Source organism: Maribacter sp. 4G9 (assembly GCF_002742265.1).
In the GTDB taxonomy this organism is placed as follows: domain Bacteria; phylum Bacteroidota; class Bacteroidia; order Flavobacteriales; family Flavobacteriaceae; genus Maribacter.
Genome location: NZ_MDGL01000156.1, coordinates 88,749 through 112,354 on the forward strand (window position 1 = coordinate 88,749; position 23,606 = coordinate 112,354).

21 protein-coding genes are annotated in these 23,606 nt (G+C 42.2%); 6 read left to right on the plus strand and 15 right to left on the minus strand.

Going from position 1 to position 23,606, the window contains the following annotated elements; all coding sequences use genetic code 11:
* Nucleotides 1-74 precede the first annotated feature (74 nt).
* Entirely contained in the window at nt 75-1,352 is a 1,278-nt protein-coding gene (locus BFP75_RS15540; protein ID WP_099546279.1) for a replication-associated recombination protein A, read from the plus strand.
* On the opposite strand, the gene BFP75_RS15545 is transcribed toward BFP75_RS15540, so the two are convergent.
* The 8 genes from BFP75_RS15545 to BFP75_RS15580 form a co-directional block, all read right to left on the minus strand.
* Nucleotides 1,349-2,239, minus strand: coding sequence for a hypothetical protein (locus tag BFP75_RS15545; RefSeq protein ID WP_123803484.1), 891 nt, complete (start codon nt 2,237-2,239; stop codon nt 1,349-1,351). The genes BFP75_RS15540 and BFP75_RS15545 overlap by 4 nt on opposite strands.
* Before the next feature lie 60 nt (nt 2,240-2,299).
* Nucleotides 2,300-3,733, minus strand: a complete 1,434-nt coding sequence (locus tag BFP75_RS15550) for a DUF5723 family protein (RefSeq protein ID WP_099546281.1) — start codon at nt 3,731-3,733, stop codon at nt 2,300-2,302.
* Entirely contained in the window at nt 3,730-4,275 is a 546-nt protein-coding gene (locus tag BFP75_RS15555; protein WP_099546349.1) for a hypothetical protein, read from the minus strand. Before BFP75_RS15555 ends, BFP75_RS15550 begins: the two co-directional genes overlap by 4 nt.
* Nucleotides 4,276-4,329: 54 nt before the next feature.
* Nucleotides 4,330-5,019, minus strand: coding sequence for a YjjG family noncanonical pyrimidine nucleotidase (locus BFP75_RS15560; RefSeq protein WP_099546282.1), 690 nt, complete (start codon nt 5,017-5,019; stop codon nt 4,330-4,332).
* Nucleotides 5,012-6,259, minus strand: coding sequence for a polysaccharide deacetylase family protein (locus BFP75_RS15565; RefSeq protein WP_240531809.1), 1,248 nt, complete (start codon nt 6,257-6,259; stop codon nt 5,012-5,014). Before BFP75_RS15565 ends, BFP75_RS15560 begins: the two co-directional genes overlap by 8 nt.
* A gap of 48 nt (nt 6,260-6,307) precedes the next feature.
* The gene (radC, locus tag BFP75_RS15570; protein ID WP_099546284.1) at nt 6,308-7,006 is read right to left on the minus strand and encodes a RadC family protein; all 699 of its coding nucleotides are present in this window, start codon (nt 7,004-7,006) and stop codon (nt 6,308-6,310) included.
* A gap of 58 nt (nt 7,007-7,064) precedes the next feature.
* Nucleotides 7,065-7,253 carry a hypothetical protein gene (locus BFP75_RS15575; RefSeq protein WP_099546285.1) on the minus strand — a complete coding sequence of 63 codons (189 nt, stop codon included), beginning with the start codon at nt 7,251-7,253 and terminating at the stop codon, nt 7,065-7,067.
* A gap of 68 nt (nt 7,254-7,321) precedes the next feature.
* On the minus strand, nt 7,322-8,680 hold the full coding sequence (locus BFP75_RS15580; RefSeq protein ID WP_099546286.1) for a UDP-N-acetylmuramate--L-alanine ligase: 1,359 nt from the start codon (nt 8,678-8,680) through the stop codon (nt 7,322-7,324).
* A gap of 99 nt (nt 8,681-8,779) precedes the next feature.
* Here BFP75_RS15580 and BFP75_RS15585 point away from each other — a divergent pair, with 99 nt between their 5' ends.
* From BFP75_RS15585 to BFP75_RS15605, 5 genes are all read left to right on the plus strand, one after another.
* Nucleotides 8,780-9,097 (plus strand): cupin domain-containing protein, encoded by a 318-nt coding sequence (locus BFP75_RS15585; protein ID WP_099546287.1) that lies wholly within the window; start codon nt 8,780-8,782, stop codon nt 9,095-9,097.
* Between the two features lie 78 nt (nt 9,098-9,175).
* Nucleotides 9,176-9,961 carry an SDR family oxidoreductase gene (locus BFP75_RS15590; RefSeq protein WP_099546288.1) on the plus strand — a complete coding sequence of 262 codons (786 nt, stop codon included), beginning with the start codon at nt 9,176-9,178 and terminating at the stop codon, nt 9,959-9,961.
* A gap of 118 nt (nt 9,962-10,079) precedes the next feature.
* Nucleotides 10,080-16,166, plus strand: coding sequence for an alpha-2-macroglobulin family protein (locus BFP75_RS15595; RefSeq protein ID WP_099546289.1), 6,087 nt, complete (start codon nt 10,080-10,082; stop codon nt 16,164-16,166).
* Between the two features lie 102 nt (nt 16,167-16,268).
* Nucleotides 16,269-16,997, plus strand: a complete 729-nt coding sequence (locus BFP75_RS15600) for a carboxypeptidase-like regulatory domain-containing protein (RefSeq protein ID WP_099546290.1) — start codon at nt 16,269-16,271, stop codon at nt 16,995-16,997.
* A gap of 8 nt (nt 16,998-17,005) precedes the next feature.
* The gene (locus BFP75_RS15605) at nt 17,006-18,013 is read left to right on the plus strand and encodes a transglutaminase domain-containing protein (protein ID WP_165776616.1); all 1,008 of its coding nucleotides are present in this window, start codon (nt 17,006-17,008) and stop codon (nt 18,011-18,013) included.
* Here BFP75_RS15605 and BFP75_RS15610 read toward each other — a convergent pair.
* From BFP75_RS15610 to obgE, 7 genes are all read right to left on the minus strand, one after another.
* Nucleotides 18,010-18,741 (minus strand): LytR/AlgR family response regulator transcription factor, encoded by a 732-nt coding sequence (locus tag BFP75_RS15610; protein WP_099546292.1) that lies wholly within the window; start codon nt 18,739-18,741, stop codon nt 18,010-18,012. The two genes, BFP75_RS15605 and BFP75_RS15610, sit on opposite strands and share 4 nt — an antisense overlap.
* Nucleotides 18,738-19,808: a sensor histidine kinase gene (locus BFP75_RS15615; protein ID WP_099546293.1), complete on the minus strand. Its 1,071-nt coding sequence runs from the start codon at nt 19,806-19,808 to the stop codon at nt 18,738-18,740. The genes BFP75_RS15610 and BFP75_RS15615 overlap by 4 nt, the downstream gene beginning before the upstream one ends.
* A gap of 224 nt (nt 19,809-20,032) precedes the next feature.
* On the minus strand, nt 20,033-20,356 hold the full coding sequence (locus BFP75_RS15620; protein WP_099546294.1) for a hypothetical protein: 324 nt from the start codon (nt 20,354-20,356) through the stop codon (nt 20,033-20,035).
* A 63-nt stretch (nt 20,357-20,419) separates the two neighbouring features.
* Nucleotides 20,420-20,617, minus strand: coding sequence for a hypothetical protein (locus tag BFP75_RS15625; protein ID WP_099546295.1), 198 nt, complete (start codon nt 20,615-20,617; stop codon nt 20,420-20,422).
* 342 nt (nt 20,618-20,959) lie between these two features.
* Entirely contained in the window at nt 20,960-21,487 is a 528-nt protein-coding gene (locus BFP75_RS15630) for a DUF4136 domain-containing protein (protein WP_099546296.1), read from the minus strand.
* Between the two features lie 121 nt (nt 21,488-21,608).
* Complete coding sequence (locus tag BFP75_RS15635) at nt 21,609-22,319, minus strand: ion transporter (protein WP_099546297.1); 711 nt, start codon at nt 22,317-22,319, stop codon at nt 21,609-21,611.
* A 99-nt stretch (nt 22,320-22,418) separates the two neighbouring features.
* Nucleotides 22,419-23,420, minus strand: a complete 1,002-nt coding sequence (gene obgE / locus BFP75_RS15640) for a GTPase ObgE (protein ID WP_099546298.1) — start codon at nt 23,418-23,420, stop codon at nt 22,419-22,421.
* Nucleotides 23,421-23,606 lie beyond the last annotated feature (186 nt).

The following is a 23,606-nucleotide window of genomic DNA, read 5'->3' on the forward strand; positions in this document are numbered from 1 at the left end:
GTCAACTCCCAAAAAGTAGTATATATTGTACCCTTTCCAAATTAATTTCCTCCAGTTTATTCTATTTTTACATCATGAACGAGCCTTTAGCAGAACGAGTACGTCCACAAAACCTGGAGGAATATATTAGCCAGAACCACTTGGTTGGCGAACATGGTTCCTTAACACATCAGATAAAAAAGGGTGTTATTCCTTCCTTGATTTTATGGGGACCACCGGGCACCGGCAAAACGACCTTGGCCAATATCATTGCCAAGGAGAGCGGGCGCCCATTCTACGTTCTCAGTGCCATAAACAGCGGGGTAAAGGATATTAGGGAGGTCATTGAAAAGGCAAAGCAAGCAGGCGGTCTGTTCACTGCCAAGAACCCAATTCTGTTTATAGACGAGATCCACCGCTTTAGCAAGTCGCAACAGGATTCGCTGCTAGCTGCCGTTGAAAAAGGATGGGTGACTTTAATAGGCGCTACCACGGAGAATCCAAGTTTTGAGGTAATTCCTGCACTTCTGTCAAGGTGCCAAGTTTACGTTCTGAATCCCTTTGGGAAGGAGGACTTGGAACTTCTTCTAAAACGCGCCATAGAAAATGATGCCGTCCTTAAAAAGAAAAAGATTATCCTCAAGGAAACCGAGGCTCTTTTGCGACTTTCCGGTGGGGATGGAAGAAAATTACTGAATGTCTTTGAACTCGTAATCAATTCCGAACCAACCGAAAATATTGTAATCACGGACGACCTGGTCCTATCCAAAGCACAGAAAAATACCGTTTTGTACGACAAGACCGGGGAGCAGCATTATGACATTGTATCCGCGTTCATTAAATCGATCCGAGGAAGCGACCCCAATGGGGCCGTCTATTGGCTGGCCCGAATGATCGAAGGCGGTGAAGATGTAAAATTCATTGCCAGAAGAATGCTGATCTCTGCTTCGGAGGACATCGGACTTGCCAACCCAACGGCCCTTGTCATTGCGAATACCACTTTCCAGGCCGTAACCACTATTGGATACCCTGAGGCCCGTATTATCCTAAGCCAGTGCGCCGTCTATTTGGCCACCTCACCAAAGAGCAACGCTAGTTACATGGCCATTGGTAAGGCACAGCAAACGGTACGCCAAACGGGAAATCTTTCGGTTCCTTTACATTTAAGAAATGCCCCCACCAAACTAATGAAGGACCTGGGCTATGGTGAAGACTATAAGTATGCGCACGACTTCGAGAATAATTTTGTCAACGAAGAATTCCTCCCAGAGGAATTGTCAGGGACCACGTTTTACCAGCCTGGTAAAAATCAAAGGGAAAATGCACTGACCGACTTTTTGAAAAAACGCTGGAAGGACAAGTATGATTTTTAGAACTTGATGTTCAACGATTTTTGAACCAAGTTTTCTCCCTCATAATATTCAAAAATCCATTGGCCATCTTTTTGGTAGACCATCCCACTTTTTTGATCGGATTGGGCCATAAACATATTTTCGTTGGAACTTTTGAACAATAACATTCGAACTTTTGGGGTATTGTCCACCAATTGATAGCCGTTGGCAATTTCCTGGGCGTACCAAATTTCCTCGTTTTCCGAAACTTGTGATTCATTCTTTGAGCCGATGTTAGAAGGAACGGGCTCCAAACTTTTATAGGATTGGTTTTCGGTCGTAGCCTCCTGTATTACCACAGGATTCTGGTTTTTGGGAGCCTTTCGCTGTACCTTATCGGTATTGATACCCTTTGGTTCCATTCTTTCAGCTATTTCCTTGTTCTTCAAACTTCTAACATCGTTCTTAAAATTCAATGTCAATGTCTCTTTGGTCTCTTGGCCTCCAGAGTAGGTATACGCTACGCCATCCAAACTTTGCATGGCCTCTCCAATTGCCTCATTGTAGGCCGACTTGTATTCCTTAATCTTGCTCTTGCCTTGCTGGGTTTCAAAAACATCCAGACCATTGCAATCTTTAAGCACCAAGGTAGTTTTAGTGGTAAACATGGAGGAGTCATCTAAAAGATCCACCCATAGGCCCAGACACCTATCAATAGCAAGGTCCTTAGGAAGTACATCTTCATAGACCGTATTGAATCCCCTTTCAGAAAGCAGGTATTTAATCAAAGTACTGGTTTGATGCTGATTCGCTTCCCTAAAAGCATCAAAACGCTTTGGAACGACAATATATTTGTAATCGTTCAAATTTATCTGAGCTGAAATTAGATTTCCACATGAAATCGCTAGGACTAATATAAAGGTTCTCAAAATAAAGGGTATTTTAATTTGTGAAAGTAAATGAAAAAAGCATGCCAAAAAACTACCGACTTACTTTCTGCCCCAAGATATAATATTTAATCCTAACTGAAAAGATGCATAATTGCTTGCCGCAATGTTACGGTAGGATAGTAAATTATCGGCCATAGCATAAAGATTTACGGGGCCTGCCTGGAGATTAAGTCCAAATCCAAGGTTGGTATAGCTAAATTTATCAGCGGTATAGGTCGCCTTAAGGGCCAGAATATTACCAAATCTTCGCATGTAAAAACCGGTAATCGCCGCTTGGGGTCCTCGCGGCCTGTTTATTAAAAATAGATGGGCTCCTACTGAGTTCCTGTATGCTATTCTAGGCTCATTACCACCCGATGCGTCAATGGTGCAGTCACAATTTTCCGATGACCCCATAGGTTGTCCAAAATCATATCGTAAGGAAGCATTCACTTTCGTAGGCCTAAAGGTCAAATAGGCCGAATTATTCTCTTCAAAAGGCACTAATTCCTCGATTTCATCAACGAGATCCTGCCAATAATCCCGATTCAAATTCGATAGCTCACGCAATACATTAATCTGGATTCCCTCTGAGCTGGCGGTTCCGTCCAAGGAATAATTTTGGGTATCCCCACTATGATATATAAAACCTAGATCCAAAACACTGGCCGTAAATAAGGTTTGTTCGTTAAGCCGATACGAAAATCCCAAATCCACACCTAGGCCTAAGTCCCCTCCAAAGAGGGCCCTTTTTATAAGAGTATTCCCAGTTGTTCCATTGTCCGATGCCTCGTCCAATTGCCCGAAACCGGATGATCTAAGTTGCAAATCTGCATTTAAGGTAGTATTGAGAATGTTATTTTGGCCTTCCGTATTGACCAAATAACCACTGTTTCTGGTGGAGTTGTAATCCACAATACCCGAATATATTTTTCCCCGGGCTCCAATAGTCAGGTTTTTGTCCACCTTCTTGTTCACGCCCAAATGATAAACGGTCACCAAGGAACCCCGTGTTTTTAGATCGCCCAGATTAAACCTTCTATTCAACTGATCGGCATTGCCATCAAAGATCAACTGTGCGTAATCCCTGGGCCAATAGGTAATATTATCAAACTCCACATAGGCCCCTCCGGAATAAAAAAGGCTGGGATTGCCACTTCTAAATCCAATATTGAGAATTTCAAGTTGAACATTCCCACTGAATTCGTCCCTTCGGCTCATGCCATTTACCATTCTATCCCGAATCTTATCGTTGATATCCAGACCGTCCTCGGCAAAAATATCGTTGACGGAAACCCCATTGGAGCCCGCATACCCAGAAATCCCTGAAATCATTGGAATTCCTGAATACCACTTAAAATCGCTCTCCACTCCAGGGTTCACCATCAGCGATTGGGGAATTTCGTTAAAATCATAGAGGATTTGCTTATTCTGGGTCCATAGAAAATTGCATACCAATACGGTAAAAAAAGATATGGATAAGGATCGCTTCATTTAACCCTTACCATGAATTTAGCACTGGAACGAAGTTCAACGGCAGCATCCGGCAATCCGGATGTACTGGTATTGTCCCCAAGATTTCGGGCACTTAACCTAATTTGCGAGGTGTTCCTGAGAATATCCAGGCTCTTATCGGTACCGCCATAGGCAACCACTCGGGTCAAAAGGGCCGTTGGTGCGGCATCCATCCGAAAAAACTCACTATCCAAAACATCACCGTTTTCATTTAAAAATTCTATAGTGATCTCGATGTCCTTACTGGTTGTGTTTTCCAATTCATAGGTTATGGAACCTTCCAAAACCCTTTCCGCAAAAAGGTCCTCCTCAAAGGCGTCAAAATTAAAATCCTGGGTAAAGAAACTTATCCCCGTAACCCGGTTGATAATCGACTCCTGCGTCTTTACATAGAAAATACTGGTTTCGAAAGTGGGGGTAATGGTCAGGTCGTCATATTGACCAAAGTCCTGTTTATCGGAACAAGATAACAGGAGCGCAATCCCTAAAAAGAGTAGAACTACATTTCTTTTTACTGACATCCTCTGGAAATAATTATCGGGCATTTAAACCCGTCCTATCTAAAGGATATAACTCTATAAATAGGTTTTTATTTCCCTAAGCTGCGTGATAATGGGGGCATGGTCATGAACGGGATCACCGTGGGCATTGAAATGTAAGGTATGCAGACCAACGGATTTGGCACCCAGTATATCCGCTTCCAGACTATCGCCTATCATAAGGGATTTCTGTGGATGGACTTTTGCCCTATCCAAGGCAAGTTCAAAAATGATGGGATTGGGCTTTTTGACCCCCGCCATCTCTGAATCCACAATGTGTTCAAAAAAATGGTGAATGCCGGAGTTCCTCAATTTCTTTTCCTGTATTTCCTGAAACCCGTTCGTAATGATATGGAGCCGATACCTTGGCCTTAGGTACTTCAGCACGGCTACGGTATCCGGAAACAAATGGGTATATGAGGATAAATGATTGATGTATTCCCTGGACAAACTGTGGATGACCTCATCTTCAACGCTTAGGCCTAATTTGTCGAATACCGTTTTCAACCGTTGATATCTCAAAGCCTCCTTGGTTATTTTCTCCTCCCGATACAGTTTCCAGAAAGCCAAATTCGTAGGAACATATACCGCTAAAAATTCCTGAAGCGAAATTTTGATGGCATGTTCCGCCAATATTTTCTCAAAGGTCAGGGACGAGTTCCTCTCAAAATCCCAAAGGGTATGATCCAGGTCAAAAAATACGTCGGTAACCAGATTCTTAAACATGGTACTTGGTTATTAATTGATGATACACTTCCTTCCAATCGAAGGTATGGTCAGATCCCAACAATTCGTTTGAAAAAATTGAGATGAACGTACCCTTCACCAGTTTTATTTCATTGTAAATGGCGTCCATTCGCCGTTCCAATTCCCTTATCTTCCCAATTTCCCTAAGGGCATAATCATGCAGCACGAAAGGAAAAACCTTTATTGGTTGCTGTACTTCCAGTGGAATATCATAGAATTGGAAGGGCGTACAGGTACCTGCCCTAAACCCAATTTGATGGCTATACCCCATGGTGAAATCATCCGTGAATTCTGCTGCGATAAGATTTCTGTAGGTTTCGGGAACGTCCACACGATTGTACCGCATCCTGGAATAGTTTACAGGTCTATTGACCACATCCTCCAGATTTTGCTTTTCGTCTTTCAAAAGCTCAATATTGTTGAAAGAGCTATAGGAGGCGGCCAAAGCCACTGTGGAATAATCTCCTATGTACTTTATCAAGGACCTAAAATTATTGCTGTTGGTGGATACGTTTTTATCGTATTTGGAATAGTTGGCGAACTGAAAAAAGAAGATACTATTGATTTTCAGCTTTTTGTGCCATTCGATCAAGGTGGAAAAATTGTCAAAAGGGTCTTTTCTAATATTCAATCCCACGGCAATCCGTTCCACAAGTCTTTTAATCCTAAAAGTGCCCAAATCCAATAAAAAGCCGGCAGCTCCCCGTATGACTCCCCTATTCGCATAACAGTGGGAAGTGGTCACATCGATCAGCGATAGATACTTGTATTTTCTTGGGCCCTGGACCAAACTAGGGAACCTTTCCTTTAAAATTACAAAAAGTTTCATTGCCCAGATATCCACCACAGGGCGTTCCAAAAACTTGTGCTCATAGGCCAAACTTGCCTTGGACGGAAAACGTCCATGGGCATCCTTTACATGAGGCAAATATTCCTCATACCGACTTATCAGGTAAAAAGAGGCAGCAAAAATATCAAAAGGCAAATTACTTCGTTCCCCTGCGAAGAAGAAACAGGGCACATTGTCCCAACTCATAACGTTGATTTCAACATCGTTGACACCCTGTTCGAACAACAGCTCGTGACTACGCACAAAAAACTCGTTCTGTAAGGGTTGTTTAGTGTAGGTTATCTTTTCATTCTTGTGTTTTATGAAATCCTCCACCTTGGTGGTAAAACCGATTTCTATACCCAAGATCTTGGTAAATACCTGCTTCATAGTATAGGTTAAGCGGGGCGTAATTTTATGGGTATAGATCAATAACATTTACAACAACTGATTATCGGCGAAACTAAAATATTCCTTTTGTGTGATAATAAGGTGGTCCAGTACACGAATGTCCAAAGAAGTGGAGGCATTTTTTATTTTTTGGGTGATTTCCTTGTCGGCCTGACTCGGTTTTAACGTTCCCGAAGGATGGTTATGAGCCAAAATCAAGGCAACGGCACCCAACTCCAAGGACCGCCTCATGAGCAAACGAACATCCACCAAAGTACCTGTAATCCCGCCCTTGCTCAACTGCGCCTTGTGCAAGATTTTATTGGAATTGTTCAAATATAAAATCCAAAATTCCTCGTGCTGCAATTCGCCCATGATGGGCTGTAGGACTTCAAAGGCATCCTGACTACTGCCAATTTTCTCGATCTTTAGGGAATCCTCCCCTCTTCGCCGCCTTCCCACTTCCAAAGCTGCGGCAATGCTTATGGCTTTTGCCTCTCCAATACCCTTGAACTTCATCAATTGTTGAATGGAGAGCTTTCCCAATTCGTTCAGGTTATTGTCCACGGAAGCCAGAATTCTTTTTGAAAGTTCCACGGCACTTTCGTTCCTACTTCCAGACCCAATAAGAATGGCAATCAACTCGGCATTGGACAAGGCCGTACGCCCCTTGTTCAAGAGCTTTTCCCTAGGCTTGTCATCATCGGACCAATTTTTTATTGAAAAAGAAACAGGTTTTTCTTCCATATCCCAAATATACTGAACTAATTATTTCAACGTTCGGTTTGGGATTAGGGTTACCCACCTAATTCTCTTCCTCCGTTTGGTCCTGGTGCTTTTCTATTTTAAACCGGGTATCATGGATCGTTCTATCCTCTTGATTAATAATATTGGATATGCCCAACATAAAAGCCACCAAAAAGGTATAACACAATTTGGCCAAAGCGCCCCTGTACTTTTTAAAGGTTTCCTGCCAAGTTGAATTTGTATGCATTGCAACAGTAAGTCAATAGGCGTACCAAATTGAACACAACTGCCAAAACGACATTAATTACCTGTATTTCAAAGCTCTACAATCCTTTTTACCTCTACCAAATCCAAACCACCATAATTTCCAGAACTCATCAATAAAAGCGTGGTACCGTTGTAGTCCAGAGTACGAATGAAGTTTTGAAAGGAATCTGAATCCGTGAATACTTTTAGGTCCTCTCTTGCAAAGGCTTCCATAATTTGTTGCGGTGACACTTCCTTCAATTTTTTTATGGCTACGGATTCCGGTAGATAGAATATAATGGCCTCGTCCGCAGCGTCCAAAGCTCCATTGTATTCCTTTAAAAAATCTGGATTGAAACTACTGTAGGTATGCAGTTCCAAACAGGCAACCAGTCTGCTATCAGGATATTGCTCCTTGACCGCTTGGGTGGTTGCCATCACCTTACTGGGCGAGTGTGCGAAATCCTTAAAAGCGATGCAATTCCTTCCTTCGGCAATTTTTTCCAAGCGTTTGGAGGCCCCTTTAAAAGATGCTATCGCTTCATAAAAGTCTTCCTCGTCCACGCCCATATTCTGACAAATCCATTTAGCTCCCGCTAGATTGCTCAGATTGTGTTTGCCAAATACGGCAATGGGCATGGGGCCTTCCGGTGTGGACAAAAGCGTTTCTCCCTCCATAACATCATATTCTGGCGTACGGTAAGGCAGTTTCCTGATTTGGTTTTCCGATGCTTCCACAACCTCTTTAACTACGGCATCCTCTTCATTGTAGGTAATACTTCCGCCCTCCACAATGCTATCCACAAAAATCCGAAACTGCTCTACATAATTTTCAAAAGTTGGAAACACGTTGATGTGGTCCCATGCAATACCGCTCAACAGGGCAATATTCGGTCTATATAAATGGAATTTTGGCCTCCTATCAATGGGAGAGGACAAATATTCGTCCCCTTCCAAAACGATAAAATCATTGTCCTCCGTCAAATGTACCATTCTATCGAAACCGTCCAACTGGGCTCCCACCATGTAATCCACGGGTATCTGATGGTAGTTTAGCACATGCAAGATCATGGAAGTAATGGTCGTTTTGCCGTGACTACCTCCAATAACGACCCTCGTTTTGTTCTTGGATTGCTCATATAAAAATTCAGGATAGGAATAAATCGTTAAACCGAGCTCTTGGGCTTTTAACAATTCTGGATTGTCCCCTTTGGCGTGCATGCCAAGCACAACGGCATCCAATTCGTTATGAATTTTTTCCGGGAACCATCCGAACTCTTTTGGAAGGAGACCTACAGCTTCCAGTCTGGACTTTGAGGGTTCAAAAATAACATCATCACTCCCGGTTATGTGGTATCCCTTGTGTGCCAAGGCCAAGGCCAGGTTGTGCATGGCACTACCGCCAATGGCAATAAAATGAATGTTCATGTTTGGTGTTTAGGCCCACAAAGATACTGATTGCACAGGGTAGGACAAATCATTTCAAAAAGAGCGTTATTCTTTTTACCTTAGGCCTAAATTTTGTGTATGAACTTAAAACTATCCGAAATCGCACCCAAAGAAATCATGCCCGGTTACCATGGGAAAATGGTGCATGCCCAAAACATGAGCATCGCCTTTTGGGAAGTTGAAAAAGGTGCCCAAGTTCCTGAACACGCCCACATGAACGAACAGGTCATGCATGTATTGGAAGGAACCTTTGAGTTTACCTTGGATGGCACAACCCAAATTTATAACCCTGGTGATATCGTAATAATCGGCCCGCATAAAAAACACAGCGGAAAGGCATTAACACCCTGCAAGCTTATGGATGTATTTTGTCCGGTTAGGGAGGAATATCGATAGGTTGGATTTTGGTTGTTGTTTGTTGTTAAAGAAACTACTTTTAACTATTAACTTTTCACTTTTCACTTTTCACTCATAATGAACATATCCCTTCAAGGAAAAAAAGCCCTCGTTGGCGGAAGTAGCGCTGGTATAGGCAAGGCCATTGCGACCCAATTGGCAGAAAGCGGGGCCAGTGTTACCCTCATGTCCAGAAACAGGGATAAACTCAATAATATAGTCTCCCAATTACCTACAGACCAAGGTCAAAAGCATCAATTCCTTACTGTGGATTTCTCTGATTTTCCCGTCTTTCAAAAGACTATGGAAGATTACTTCATTGCCAACACCGTAGACATTCTTGTTAACAATACGCAGGGGCCACCTGCAGGCAGTGCCCTGGAAAAAAATGTAGCCGATTATCAAACAGCTTTCGACCTACTTTTTAAAACCGTAGTATGGACCACGGAGCTCGCCCTTCAAGGGATGATAAAAAACAAGTGGGGTCGTATCATCAATGTGGCCTCCATTTCTGTAAAGGAGCCCCTGTCCTATTTGGCATTGTCCAATTCCATTCGCGCAGCGGTAGTCACTTGGGCCAAGTCCTTGGCTACGGATGTTGGCAAATACCAAATTACCGTCAACAGTGTCCTTACCGGTTATTTTGATACCGACCGTATCGCCCAGCTCAACGCCAAAAAAGCGGAACAAATGGGCGTTCCAGAAAGTCAGGTTCGCACGGAAATGGAACAGAAAGTTCCCCTTCATCGTATTGGCGACCCAAAGGAATACGGCTATTTGGCTACCTTTCTAGCTTCGGATAAGGCCGCATTCATCACCGGAACGAATATCCCCATTGATGGCGGACTCCTAAAATCGCTTTAGCATATTTATCGGTTTAAGAGGACAAATCAATCATAGGCTAACCCAAAAGGTCTGTTCGCTCATTTTTCATTGATAGCTCAATCAGTTTGGCACACTTTTGTTGTGTAAATTTAGCATGATGAAAAAAATTTCTATAATCCTAAGTATACTTCTGTTCTCACAAATAATGAACGGTCAAGAAGCCAATATGTCCTATAATGAACTTTGGAACCAGGTTCTGAAGTTGGAAAAAGACCAACTTACCCGTAGTGCCTACGATCTGGTCCAAAAAATCTACCAAAAAGCGGATAAAGAAAGTAACGACGTTCAACGTACAAAAGCATTGTTGTTCTCCTCCAAATACGTGCTCATCCTGGAGGAAGAAGCGCAACTTTCCGTACTAAACAGGTTTAAAACCGAAATTGAAAAGACGGCTTTTCCAACTAAAAACATCTTGGAAAGCTATCTCGCCAATCTCTATTGGCAGTATTTTCAGCAAAACCGCTATCAATTCTATAACAGAACGGCCACTGAAACCAAAGTCGATACCGTCGATTTTAGGACTTGGGACCTCACCACCCTATTCAAAGAAATAGACAGCCATTTTCAAAACGCTTTGTCGGATTCAAAAGCGCTCCAAAAAACCAACCTTAAGGAATTTAAGGAATTGATGGAGACCGAAGAAGGTTCTGAAGTGTATAGACCGACATTGTACGATCTTCTGGCACATGATGCGCTGAATTTTTACAAATCCGATGAAAACAGCATAACCAGACCAGCCGATAAATTTGAAATCGATTCTTCAGACTATTTGTGTGATGCCTATTCTTTCACACAACTGAAAATACCTTCAAAAGATGCCACTTCACTGTATTCCAAGGCGATGGGGATATATCAGGAACTGATCGGCTTTCACTTTTCGGACCCAAAGTTGGATGCCTTGACCTTGGTCGATATAGAACGCTTGAATTTTATATTTTCCAAAGCTGTTTTCTCGGATAAAGACGACGTTTTAGAGAAAGTCCTTATCGAAAGTGCAGAAAACATTCGGCATCATGAAACTTCCGCCCTTTATTCTTACGAGTTGGCCAAACTTTATAAAAACCAAGGTGATAGGTTTACGCCGGATGCCCCCCAACACCGATGGAAATTAAAGAAGGCCATAGAACTATGTGATCAGGTCATAGGCCAATATCCAGGTACAAGGGGTGCTCAACAATGTGCATATCTCAAATCACAGATCCAAACCCCGTCCCTGCAGCTGCAAACGGAGAAATATATTCCCGTAGAAAAGCTAGCAAAGCTATTGGTGAATTACAAAAATAGGAGGTTGTTGGATTTGCGAGCCTACCCTATTTCGGCCAAACAGTGGGAAGACCTGAACAACCTATATCCAGAATCCGAAAAACTGGAATTCATTCAAAAACTACAGCCATTAAAGGAATGGTCGGTCAACTTGATAAACGAGGGCGACTATCAGCTGCACAGCATAGAAATTCCCATGCCGGAACTCCCAAATGGCCAGTATTTGATTTTTGCCCTTCCCAAAGAAGGCAGTGGTGAAAGCTTCGCCTACAGCGAGGTTCAGGTAACCAATTTGGCTTTGCTACAATCCGCTACGGATAAAGAGCATATTTTTCAAGTGGTGGACCGAAACAACGGGGCCGTTAAACCGGGTGCCAAAGTAACCTTGTACCACTGGGGGAACCGTATGGGACAGAACAGTAAAAGTTATATTTCGGACAAAAACGGTTTTGTCCAAATACCCCTTGCCAACAAAAGCCTTTCCGTAGAATTTGTAAAGGTGGCGCATGGGGGTGATGTGGCGCAATTCGGAAATACCTACATCCGGCAAAAAAATAAGCAAAACAACGGGCCGGATGTGGTCCTTAAAAGCTTTTTGTTCAAGGACCGAAGCATTTATAGACCAGGGCAACCACTGTACTTTAAAGGTGTGCTCATAGAGCAGCGGGAAAATAAATCCGCCCTGGTAACGGAGGAAAATTTAACAGTGGAACTATACGATGTCAATGGCCAGAAAGCATCCGAAATGGAAGTTAGGACAAATGACTTTGGTTCCTTTAAGGGCGAGTTTGTGATACCAAGTACAGGACTTACGGGACAGTATTATCTATCGGTCACCGGTCCCGCCAACCTGGTTAGGGAATACAGTTATTTTTCTGTAGAGGAATATAAAAGACCCAAATTCGAGGTCGGTTTTGAACCCGTTACAGCAGTCTTTAAAGTAAACGATTCCGTCACCGTAAAGGGCAGTGCCAAATCATTTTCGGGTAGCAACATCACGGATGCCAAGGTCAGCTATAGGGTGGAAAGAAGCGTCAATTACCCAATTTGGTATTCTTGGCGACGCGGCCCAATGTACTGGGGAGCAAATCAGGAAATAGCCCACGGGGATCTTCAAACCGATGCCGAAGGAAATTTTAGCATTGATTTCAAGGCCATTCCAGACCTAAAAGTTGTGAAAGAGGACCTACCTGTTTTTTCTTACTTGATACATGCCAATGTAACGGATCTTAACGGCGAAACCAGAACTGCGACCACCACGGTCAATGTTGGCTACCATGCCATGACGGCCAACATTCTTGTGGACGGACCCTTGAACAAAGCCACTGACGAAAATACGATCACCGTCATTACCCAAAACCTCAATGGACAAAAAGTATCCGCCAAGGGAATACTGAAAATGCACAAATTGCAGGCCCCCGAACATGTGCTCAGGCCCAGGCCATGGGAAGCGCCGGATTATCAATATTGGAGCAAATCTGATTTTAAGAAACTTTTCCCCCACGAAGCCTATGGGCAGGAACATTCGGTCGAATTCTGGCCGAAGGGAAAATTGGTCTTCGAAACGGATTTTGACACCAATAATAACGATACCATTACTATTTCCAACCTTAAAAAATGGGACACAGGTAGTTACCTCATTGAAGTGGAAAGTGTGGATACATTTGGTCAACAGGTGACCGCCAAGACCAACACACAATTAATGGATACCAAGGAAAAGTCGCTTCCGGACAATCAACTGTTTCGCTTAGAGACCGATAAAGAACAGTACAATGCAGGTGACCTAGCCGAGATTACCTTTTACAGCAATGCCAAGGATTTGTATGTCACCTATTGGGTGGAAAAAGAAGGCAATCGTATCCAAACCGAAGTTTTAAAAATAAAAAAGGACCATGAATCCATTCGTGTTCCCGTAACCAAGGACGACTTGGGTGGTTTCGCCGTGGGCTACAGTTTTACGGTCTTCAATTCCTTCCATACCGGCAATCTTTCCATCTCCGTACCCTACCCCGATACCGATTTGAAGATAGAGACTTTGACGTTTAGGGACAAGATGGCCCCGGGGACGGACGAGACTTGGAGCTTTAAAATTAAAGGCCCGAAGGGCGAAAAGGTTACGGCAGAATTGTTGGCCAGTATGTACGACGCTTCGTTGGATCAATTCGTTTCCCATAATTGGTATTTCAATCCCTTATTAAGACCCAATTACTATTCCCGGTCCTATGTAAATGCCTATCTGAGCTTTGGCACGGAAAATTTCAGGAATTATTTTGAAGACAATAATTCTTTGGGACAGGCACCTAATTTACAGTTTGACCAATTGGAGTGGTTTGGGTTGAATTTTGAAAATAATATAGCCCAAGTTCTAAGAGGTCGTGTTGCTGGCTTATCCATTAAAAGTAAATCGGAAGCTCCTATGGCCATGAGCGATGCTATGGCCGCCAATGCGAGTTTTGAAGGGGAGGTTCTGGAAGAAAGTGTAGCATTTGCCCAAAACAACCCGGAAACCTCAAAACCGAGAGAGGAAAACGACGGCGAGCCAGACTTTGGCGATGTGATAATTCGTAAAAACCTTAAAGAAACGGCCTTTTTCTTTCCGCAATTGACTACGGATGCTGAAGGGAACGTCTCCTTTAACTTTAATTCGCCCGAGGCTTTGACCCGTTGGAACCTCCAATTATTGGCGTATACAAAGGATTTGAAATCGGTAGTCAAAACCCTATCTACCGTTACCCAAAAAGAGCTGATGCTACTGCCCAATCCTCCCAGATTTCTACGTGAGGGCGATACGATTACCCTCAGCACCAAAATCGCCAACCTATCCGAGAATTCATTGGAAGGGTTTGCGCAATTGGAACTAACCGATGTACTTACCGGAAAATCCATCGACTCGGAACTTGAAAACAATGAAAAACAAAAACCGTTCAGTGTTGGAGCACAAGGAAATACCCAAATATCCTGGAGGTTATTAATTCCCAAGGGCATACAAGGCGTTGAGTATAAAATTATTGCAAAATCCGGCACTTTTAGCGATGGCGAGCAAGGTGCATTACCCGTGCTTACCAACAGGATGTTGGTAACGGAAACCTTGCCCATGTGGGTGCGGAGCAATGAAAACAAGACCTTTGTTTTGGACAAATTGAAGAATGTGTCTTCAACCACCTTGGAGAACCACCAACTCACTTTGGAAATCACCTCCAATCCGGCATGGTATGCCGTTCAGGCCCTGCCCTACCTCATGGAATATCCGTATGAATGCAACGAGCAGACCTTTTCAAGATATTATGCCAATACCTTGGCAAGCCACATTGCCAATTCCAATCCAAGAATCAAGGAAGTGTTCGACCAATGGGCCAACTCCGATGCGCTTTTGAGCAACTTGGAAAAAAACCAGGAACTCAAGTCACTTTTGATCCAGGAAACGCCTTGGCTCAGGGATGCACAATCGGAAACCGAGCAGAAGAAACGAATCGGACTTTTGTTCAACCTCAACAATATGAGAAATGAACAGGAGATGACCTTACGAAAGCTTGAAGAAAACCAATTAGCATCGGGCGGGTGGCCCTGGTTTCAAGGTGGTAGGGAAAATAGGTTCATCACCCAGCACATTGCCATCGGTTTTGGGCATTTGGATAAACTCACCAGTTCAAATTCAAATACAAGTTCAAGTGCAAACTCAAATTCAAGTGGAAGTGCAAGTGCAAGTGCAATGTTGGAATCGGCTATTTCGTATTTGGATGCCGAATTTGTATCCGAGTACGAGCAGATGAAGAAGTACGCCTCTGACCTTTCCAAGGACCATTTAAGCCCCAATCAACTCCATTTTCTCTATATGCGAAGCTTTTTTAAGGACCTGAAAACCTCCAAAAAAGTGCAAGACATCATGGAATACTATTTGGGCCAGGCGCGGACCTATTGGACCAATAAAAATTTGTACTCCAAAGGTTTGATTGCGCTCACGTTATATCGGTCCGGAGATGAAACTACGGCAAAAAAAATACTGCGTGCTTTGGAGGAAAACAGCGTGCAATCAAAGGAATTGGGCATGTACTGGAAGGAAAACATTCCTTCATGGTATTGGCATCAGGCGCCCATAGAAACGCATTCACTATTAATAGAAGCCTTTTCAGAAATTGGGAAGGATACCCAAGTCATTGACGAACTAAAAGTATGGCTATTGAAAAATAAACAGACCAATCAATGGGAAACCACAAAGGCCACAAGCGATGCCGTATATGCCCTATTGTTACAAGGTAGCGATTGGCTATCGGTCACCGATGCGGTTGACGTCAAAATTGGCACGGAGACCATCGACCTTAAAAACCAAAAGAAAGTTCAAGTGGAGGCCGGAACCGGTTATTACAAAACTTCATGGAACAAGCAAGAAATAACCCCCGCAATGGCCACGGTAAACATTCAGAAGCAGGGCGAAGGAATTGCTTGGGGAGCCCTTTACTGGCAGTATTTTGAGGATTTGGATAAAATCACCTCCGCAGAAACTCCCTTACAATTGAAGAAAAAGTTATTCCTAAAAAAGAATACGGATACCGGAGAGGCGCTTTCTGAAATCAGGGAAGGGACCCAAGTTAAAATTGGCGACTTGGTAAGGGTGCGCATTGAGCTTCGGGCGGACCGCGATATGGAGTTCGTGCATATGAAAGATATGCGTGCGGCAGGATTTGAGCCGATCAATGTGCTGTCCCGCTACAAATGGCAGGATGGATTGGGCTATTATGAAAGTACCCGGGATGCCAGCACCAATTTTTTCTTTGACTATCTGCCCAAAGGCGTTTATGTTTTTGAATATGACCTACGTGTGAATAATACAGGGAATTTCAGCAATGGCATCACCACCATACAGAGCATGTACGCCCCAGAATTTAGCAGTCATAGCGAAGGAATTAGGGTTCAGGTCGATTAAAATTGGACGGTTCCCTCAGTCAGAAGGGTGTTTGGCTAAAGGGTGGTTTTAATTCTCATGCAATGAACATAGTTTAGGGTCAAACCTTAAAACTATATCCGTATGAAAAAGTCATTACACATCTCCGTCAAACAACCTTGTTCAGAAAATTTTGCTAACTTTAAAAGAACCGAACGAGGTGGTTTTTGCAACAGTTGCCAAAAGGAAGTCGTCGATTTTACCAAATTATCGGATTTGGAAATCGTAGAGCACTTTACAAAAGAAAATGGCAGAACCTGTGGCCGATTTAAGACCTCTCAACTCAAGAAGTATGAAATTGATTCCGTAGCTAGTATGAATATGAATATATTCCCTAAAAGTTTGGGTATCGCCAGTTTCTCATTGTTGGCACTTTGCGCGACCGTTCCAGTACAATCCCAAGAAGTAGCCGAAGCAATACCAGCCATGGAAATGGTCGTTGGACGGGTAGCAAGTAAAAAAGTGCTTCCCTTGGCCGATTCTTATACCGTAAAGGGCACCGTTTTGGATGAGACCGATTTACCGCTGCCAGGCGTCAATGTTGTTCTTAAAGGGACTTCCGTGGGTACTACGACCGATTATGACGGGAAATTCGAGTTTCCCATAAATCTTGAGATCAACGACGTTTTGGTATTCAGCTACATTGGTTATGACACCAAGGAGTATAAGATTGAGGCAAGTGAAACCGATATCATCGATATTACCATAGTCTTTGATGCTACCGATATTGAACTTATGGGAGACGTGGTGGTAGGCGGAGCGTACAAATCCAAAAGAAACATTTTCCAGAAATTCTTCGCACTATTCAAGTAATGCGACCCATGTTATTCTTTCTCCTTTTTTGCCATGCTATCAGTTTTGGACAAAGCATCGATTCAAAAGATTTCGACTTTGCCAAGGCCGATAGCATTGCGTTTTCCAAGAAAGGGAAAAGTCTTGAGAACCTGCCCTTTTTGACCCACGAACTTACTTCCAATTTACCTACGGATATAGAAAAATTTAGGGCCATTTATACATGGGTCTGTACCAATATTGAAAATGATTACCAATCCTACCTAAAAACCCGTAAAAAAAGGAAGAAAATACAAAAGGACAGAGCGGGTTTTTTGCAATGGAACCAAAGCTTTACACCCAAGGTATTTGAAAAACTGATCTCTGAAAAGAGGACCGCTTGCACGGGGTATGCCTACCTCATCAAGGAAATGGCAAACTTGGCCGGATTCCAAAGCGAAATCGTGAACGGATATGGCAGAACGCCCACCTTGCTTTTAGAGGAAAATGACCCGCCCAACCATTCCTGGAATACGGTAAAACTGGATGGTCAATGGTATTTATGCGATGCCACTTGGTCCGCAGGAAAGATCATGATCGATGACACGGGACCCAGATTCGAAGCGGACTATGATGATGTCTACTTCTTACCAGAGCCAAATTTGTTTGCAAAGAACCACTATCCGTTGGAACCTGAAATGTCGCTTTTGGAAAGCATACCCAGTATACAGGATTTTAGGATGGGACCGGTAGTCTATAAGTGGGCATTTACCCATGGCATTGTTCCAGAAAATCCACAAAATATGAACGTGGAAGCCGTACGGAATGAAAAGGTTGCCTTTGAATTGAAGCTAACCCATCAAACGGATATCAATAAGTTTAAGGTTACGTTGAACAAAGGAGGCAAGGATCTGGAAGTTATGCCCAAAATAACCCTCCTAGAACCCCAAAGGATTCGTTTGGAATTTGTTTTTAATGGAACAGGATTGTACGATACCCATATTAGATATGGAGAAGAAATCATCACTACCTATGTGGTAAAGGTGTACAGAAACTAGAGGCTCATTTTATCCTTAAAAAGGTAGGATTGCCTTCTGGAAACCTCTACTTCTTCCCCGTTCATCATGGTGAGTTTCAGTTTCCCATTGAACCAGGGCACTACATTGGCAATAAAATTGGTGTTGATGACCTGTTGCCTGTTGGCCCTGAAAAAATACCTTTCCGGTAGTTTCTCCTCCACTTGGTTCAAGGACTTGTACAACAGGGGCTTTTCATCTTGGAAAAAGACCCGGGTATAATTGCCCACAATCTCAAAATGGGAAATATCCCCCACTTTTATAAGCCAGCATTTCTCGCCGTCCTTAATAAAAATCTGACTATTACCGGTCAATCGTTCTGTGTTTTCCTTTGTAGCCTCCCTATTCTTGCTTAGTTTTTCCTCCACTTTTTCTATCGCCTGTGCAAAGCGCCTTTCATTGATGGGCTTTAGCAAATAATCCAAGGCATTATACTCAAAGGACTTTATGGCATATTCATCAAAAGCAGTGGTAAATATCGTAATGGGAACTTCGTCCAACATTTCCAAAAGTTCAAAACCGTCCTTTTCGGGCATATTGATGTCCAAGAAAAGTAAATCGGGATTGTGCTCGTTTATTAGGGCAAAACCATCATCTACATTCTCGGCTTCGGCAATGATCTCAATTTGGGAATATGCCTTAATAAGTTCTTTCAGCTCATTACGGGCTAAACGGGAATCCTCTACTATAACAGTTCTAATTTGGCTCATGACAAGGGTATATTTATGGTTGCCATTACTTCGTTATCGATTTCCACAATATCAAAACGGGCTTGGTTTCCATACAATAGACGTAACCTTTGCTTGATATTCTGGAGTCCCAATTGTGTAGAATCTTCCGCAATTTGCAAGGTTCCCGTATTTAGGACCTTTATAATCAAATCCTGATTCTCAATGGCAGTAACGAGTTTTATGGTCCCACCCGCTTTGAGTTTGGATATACCATGTTTGGTGGCATTTTCGACCAACAACTGAATAATCATGGGCGGTATCTTAATTTCCAACGTTTCACTTTGGACCTCCTTTAAAAATTGTAGCCTATCCTCAAATTGAATCTTGGATAGTGCTATATAGTTATCCACCATTTCCAACTCTTCTACAAGTTTGATCGAGTTGATATTGTTCTTGGTAAGGGAGTATCGAAGCATTTCTGAAAGCTTTGTCAGCATATCCCTTGACTTCTCAACATCCTCCAACATCAGCCCACGGATATTATTCAGGCTATTGAACATAAAATGTGGGTTGATCTGTCCTTTTAAAGTGTTCAATTGGGCCTGTCTAAGGCTGGCATTGAGTTCGGCGCGTTCCACCCTATTTGCGTTGAGCTTTGCTGCAATCTTTACGGATAAATAAAAAATGGTCCAGCCAAAAATCGTTATAAAGGAATTGATCAACATCAATCCCAAACCAAATTCCTTGTACATTTCCGGCACTTTTACATCCTCTTCCCCAAATTTCCCCATGTAATATCCCGCACCATAGGACAAACCAAAGTAGATCAAGGCCGTTACAGAAATTCCAACTAGGATCTTAACGATTTGGCCGGACTCGAACGAGTCAAAATTTATGATTCCCTTTAAAAAATATCTAAGAAGACTTGTAGTAAAAACACCTATCAAAAAAGTGGACAAAAGACCATACTTAAAAGTGTATGATGCCTTATATCCATCGGCGTCAGGTGTAAAGGCATAGGCAATGAACACCAATCCTCCCCAGGACATGATTTGGACCAACCAAAAGGATAATGCCCATCTATGCTTTTTAATGAAGGTTGCCATTTTTATCGTTTACGGGTAAATATAGGGGAACGAAAGATTTTAGTTTCTGAAAAAAATCGAAACTAAAATAATATTTGAATTACCAAAACCATAATGAACTTTATAATTGCTATCATTGGTGTATTCTTTTATAGGTATAAAAATAGAATTCGTGTTTTACAATTTAAACCGATTTATGAAGAGCGGTAAAATTGTTTTGTTGAGTGGTTTCCCAAATGCCAAAATTAGTTTTTCGCCACGTTACAGTTGGAAAATGTTAGTTGTTGGCCTCCTTCAAAATCGATGATAATGAATGCATTATTACAGAATCCCTTCTTTTCAAAATCCTCTAACAAGACCGCTGTAAGGGTATCAAAATCATAATCAGGGCAATCACCGGCCAAAAACTCATAGCGTGCACCGGAACTATTGGGGCTATCCTTGGAAAACGTAATTCCAAAACTTGATAAGCTCAACTCCACGTTGGAACAATTACTTTGCTTTTGTATACTGGCCTTTAACCCATCGATATCCTTATGGTTCCCTGAACAAGATGTAAGGACTATCATAATCACTTATGATAGTCCTTTTAAAAAATTTTTCATAGGTACTGCTTTAATGTTCTTTTTGGATTAACCTATGACACTTTCGGTTTCCTTTTTCACGTTTCCCTTATTCAATAGGGACACTCCCATGAGGGTTAAACCGGCGTATAAAGGAAAAAAGTAGTTTATCAAGTTTAAATCCCTTAAGGCCCCTATCAAGGATACCAATACGGTTATAGTTCCAATAGCTAATACAGTTACTTTTGTTTTGTCGATTGTTTTCATGTGTTTGTTTGTTTTTTGAATTGTTACATGTAGCCTTTGATAATTAAAATAATCCTTGTTTTGAATTATTAAGGATTATTTTAAATATGTCGGTTTCATGATGTTGTTTTTTAATTGTTAGTAATACGATGTAAAACTAGGGAGCTATTTGGAGGAAACTAAAAGGTTTATGACGAACGGTAGAAAGACATGACCGAACGGAAGTTTTTCCTAACTAAATTGTAATGTATTGATAATCAATTTTTTATATTGATTTTTTTCAAATAAAACCTATGCTAAAAGCCCTTAGCATGGGGTCTGGCAGGGAAAATAGGGGTATTTGGAAAAGTGCTTTTAAGAAGGTTATTTCCTAGTTTTGGGCGGGTATCTTTCAAATATTTTAGCAACCAGTTCTTGCATTTTTTCTTCTTTTATGGTGGGTGGGGCACCCTCTTTATATGGCTGTGTACCTATGGCCTGCCAAACCAATACATCCTTTCTGGCATCGATGAAGTTAATTTCAATTTCCCGAGTAAGATTGGGACTCCCAACAGGAATCCCCACGGATACACCACCACCAAGGCCCCCATTGCCACCACCAAGTCCAACGCCAATGGTTTTACCTGATTGGCCTTCAAAAATCAAGCTTTTTACATCTATTAGGATGTCTGGTTCTTCAGAAAATTTTAAGCCCTTGGATTGGAGTGTTATATCCATGGCCCTAAAGAAGCGTTTTTCGTCCAGTTCTGGAATACCGGTCTGCATATCCCCAAAATAATTATAGGTGTTATAGCCGGAAAAATCCGATTCCCGCTCAAAATCATAGTTAACTTTTATTGTGCTGCACGATACAAAAAGTACCATCAGCACTAGTATATTTAAATATTTCATCCTGAATATTTTACTCGATAATCGAGATTTGAATGCTCCGAAACTTACCTCTCATTCAAACTTTTGTTCCCTTGAATGCTTTGTGTGCTTGCTTCGAAGTTACCTTAAGATAGTAAAAAAATCAATCCTCCTCTTTCTTGTCCACACTTTTTGTAAGCGCAGAGGAAATAATTCCGGTTGGAATCGCCACGATACCCAAACCGATCATCAGAATAAAAAAAGTAAAGATCCTACCACCTACCGTTATTGGGTACACATCCCCATAACCAACCGTAGTAAGTGTTATGATGGCCCACCACAGGCTATCAAAAACCGAAGAAAAATGCTCTGGCTGGGCCTGATTCTCAAAATAATAGATTCCCACCGCGGAAAAGTAGATCAAGATAAGCGTAACAAACAGAAATAGTAAAATTTCCTCCTTGGCCAGTACAATAGCCCTGGTGAAATGTTTTATGGCCCTATTATAGCGCATTAATTTTAGCATTCTGAACAGGCGAAGGAACCTCAAAGCCCTTAATGACCTAAGGTCGACACCTAGGGCAAGGTAAAAAGGCAAAATTGCCAAGAAATCTATAATGCCAAAAAAGCTGAAAATGAACTTGGTTTTTTTATCGGCTACATAAATACGTAACAGATATTCCAAAGTGAAGACTATCACACAGAAAATCTCGATGCCCCGTAGTAAACTCCTCGTTTTGGGCTCCAAATCAGGAACGGTCTCAAAGGAAAAGGAGACAATGGAAACAAAGATTAAAATTTGGATGAAGTAGCCGAAAAACCGACTCTTTGGATTATCATTCAACTCAACAATATTTTTTAGATACTGTTTCATCTTTGAAAATTTATTGTTTATTAAGCATCAGATGTAATTCTTCGACAATAATTCTGGTAGAAATCAACAGAAATTGGCTCATTTCAACAAATAAATGTTTTAATCGTTCAACATTTGCCAAAGCTTGTCCTTGAGTTCCGTGATGCCCATTTGTGCTACGGAGGATATAAACATGTAAGGGGTTCCCTTGAAATCCACATCCAATTCCTGTTTCATTTCGTCCATCAATTCGGCATCCAACATGTCACATTTTGAAATGGCGATGAGTCGTTCCTTGTGCAACATTTCTGGATTATATCTTCTTAGTTCATCCAATAAAATGGCATACTCCTGACTGATGTCCTTGCTATCGGCAGGAATCAAAAATAATAAGGTAGCATTTCGTTCTATATGTCGTAAGAAATAATGTCCCAGACCCTTTCCCTCGGCGGCACCTTCTATGATACCCGGAATATCTGCCATGACGAAACTTTGAAAATCCCGGTATTCCACGATTCCCAAATTGGGTTTAAGCGTGGTGAACTCATAATCGGCGATTTTGGGCTTTGCCGAAGTTATCACGGAAAGTAAAGTGGATTTTCCCGCGTTTGGAAAACCTACCAGCCCCACATCCGCCAGAATCTTCAGTTCCAAAAGAAAATACCCCTCCTGCCCGGCAATCCCTGGCTGGGCATATCTAGGCGTTTGGTTGGTGGATGTCTTAAAATGCCAGTTTCCGAGTCCGCCCATACCGCCTTCCAAGGCAATTTTCTCCTCGCCATGTTCCGTTATCTCGAAGAGAACCTCATCGGTATCAGGGTCCTTTACCACAGTCCCCAGGGGTACGTCCAAATATACATCTGCACCATCTGCACCGGTACTTCTGTTTTTGCTCCCATGCTCCCCATGACCGGCCTTAAAATGTTTTTTGAATTTGAAATTCACCAAGGTCCAAAGATTCTCGTTACCCCTGATGATGACATGACCTCCACGTCCACCGTCCCCTCCATCCGGACCTCCTTTGGCCACATATTTCTCGCGATGAAGGTGCATGGATCCCTTACCTCCGTTGCCTGATGCCAAGTGCACTTTTACATAGTCTACAAAATTACCTTCGGTCATCTTAAATGGATTAATTTAAATTGAGTACAAAGCTACACAATTAAGAAGGAAGGAAGGACAAAGGATTTTATGACAAAGGATCATAAAAATAAAACAGATATACCAAATAGCCTATAGCAATAAGTATCATTGCAAGCATGGAACCGCAACCAATAAAAAAACAGCTTTTGAGCGCGTCTTTTGGTC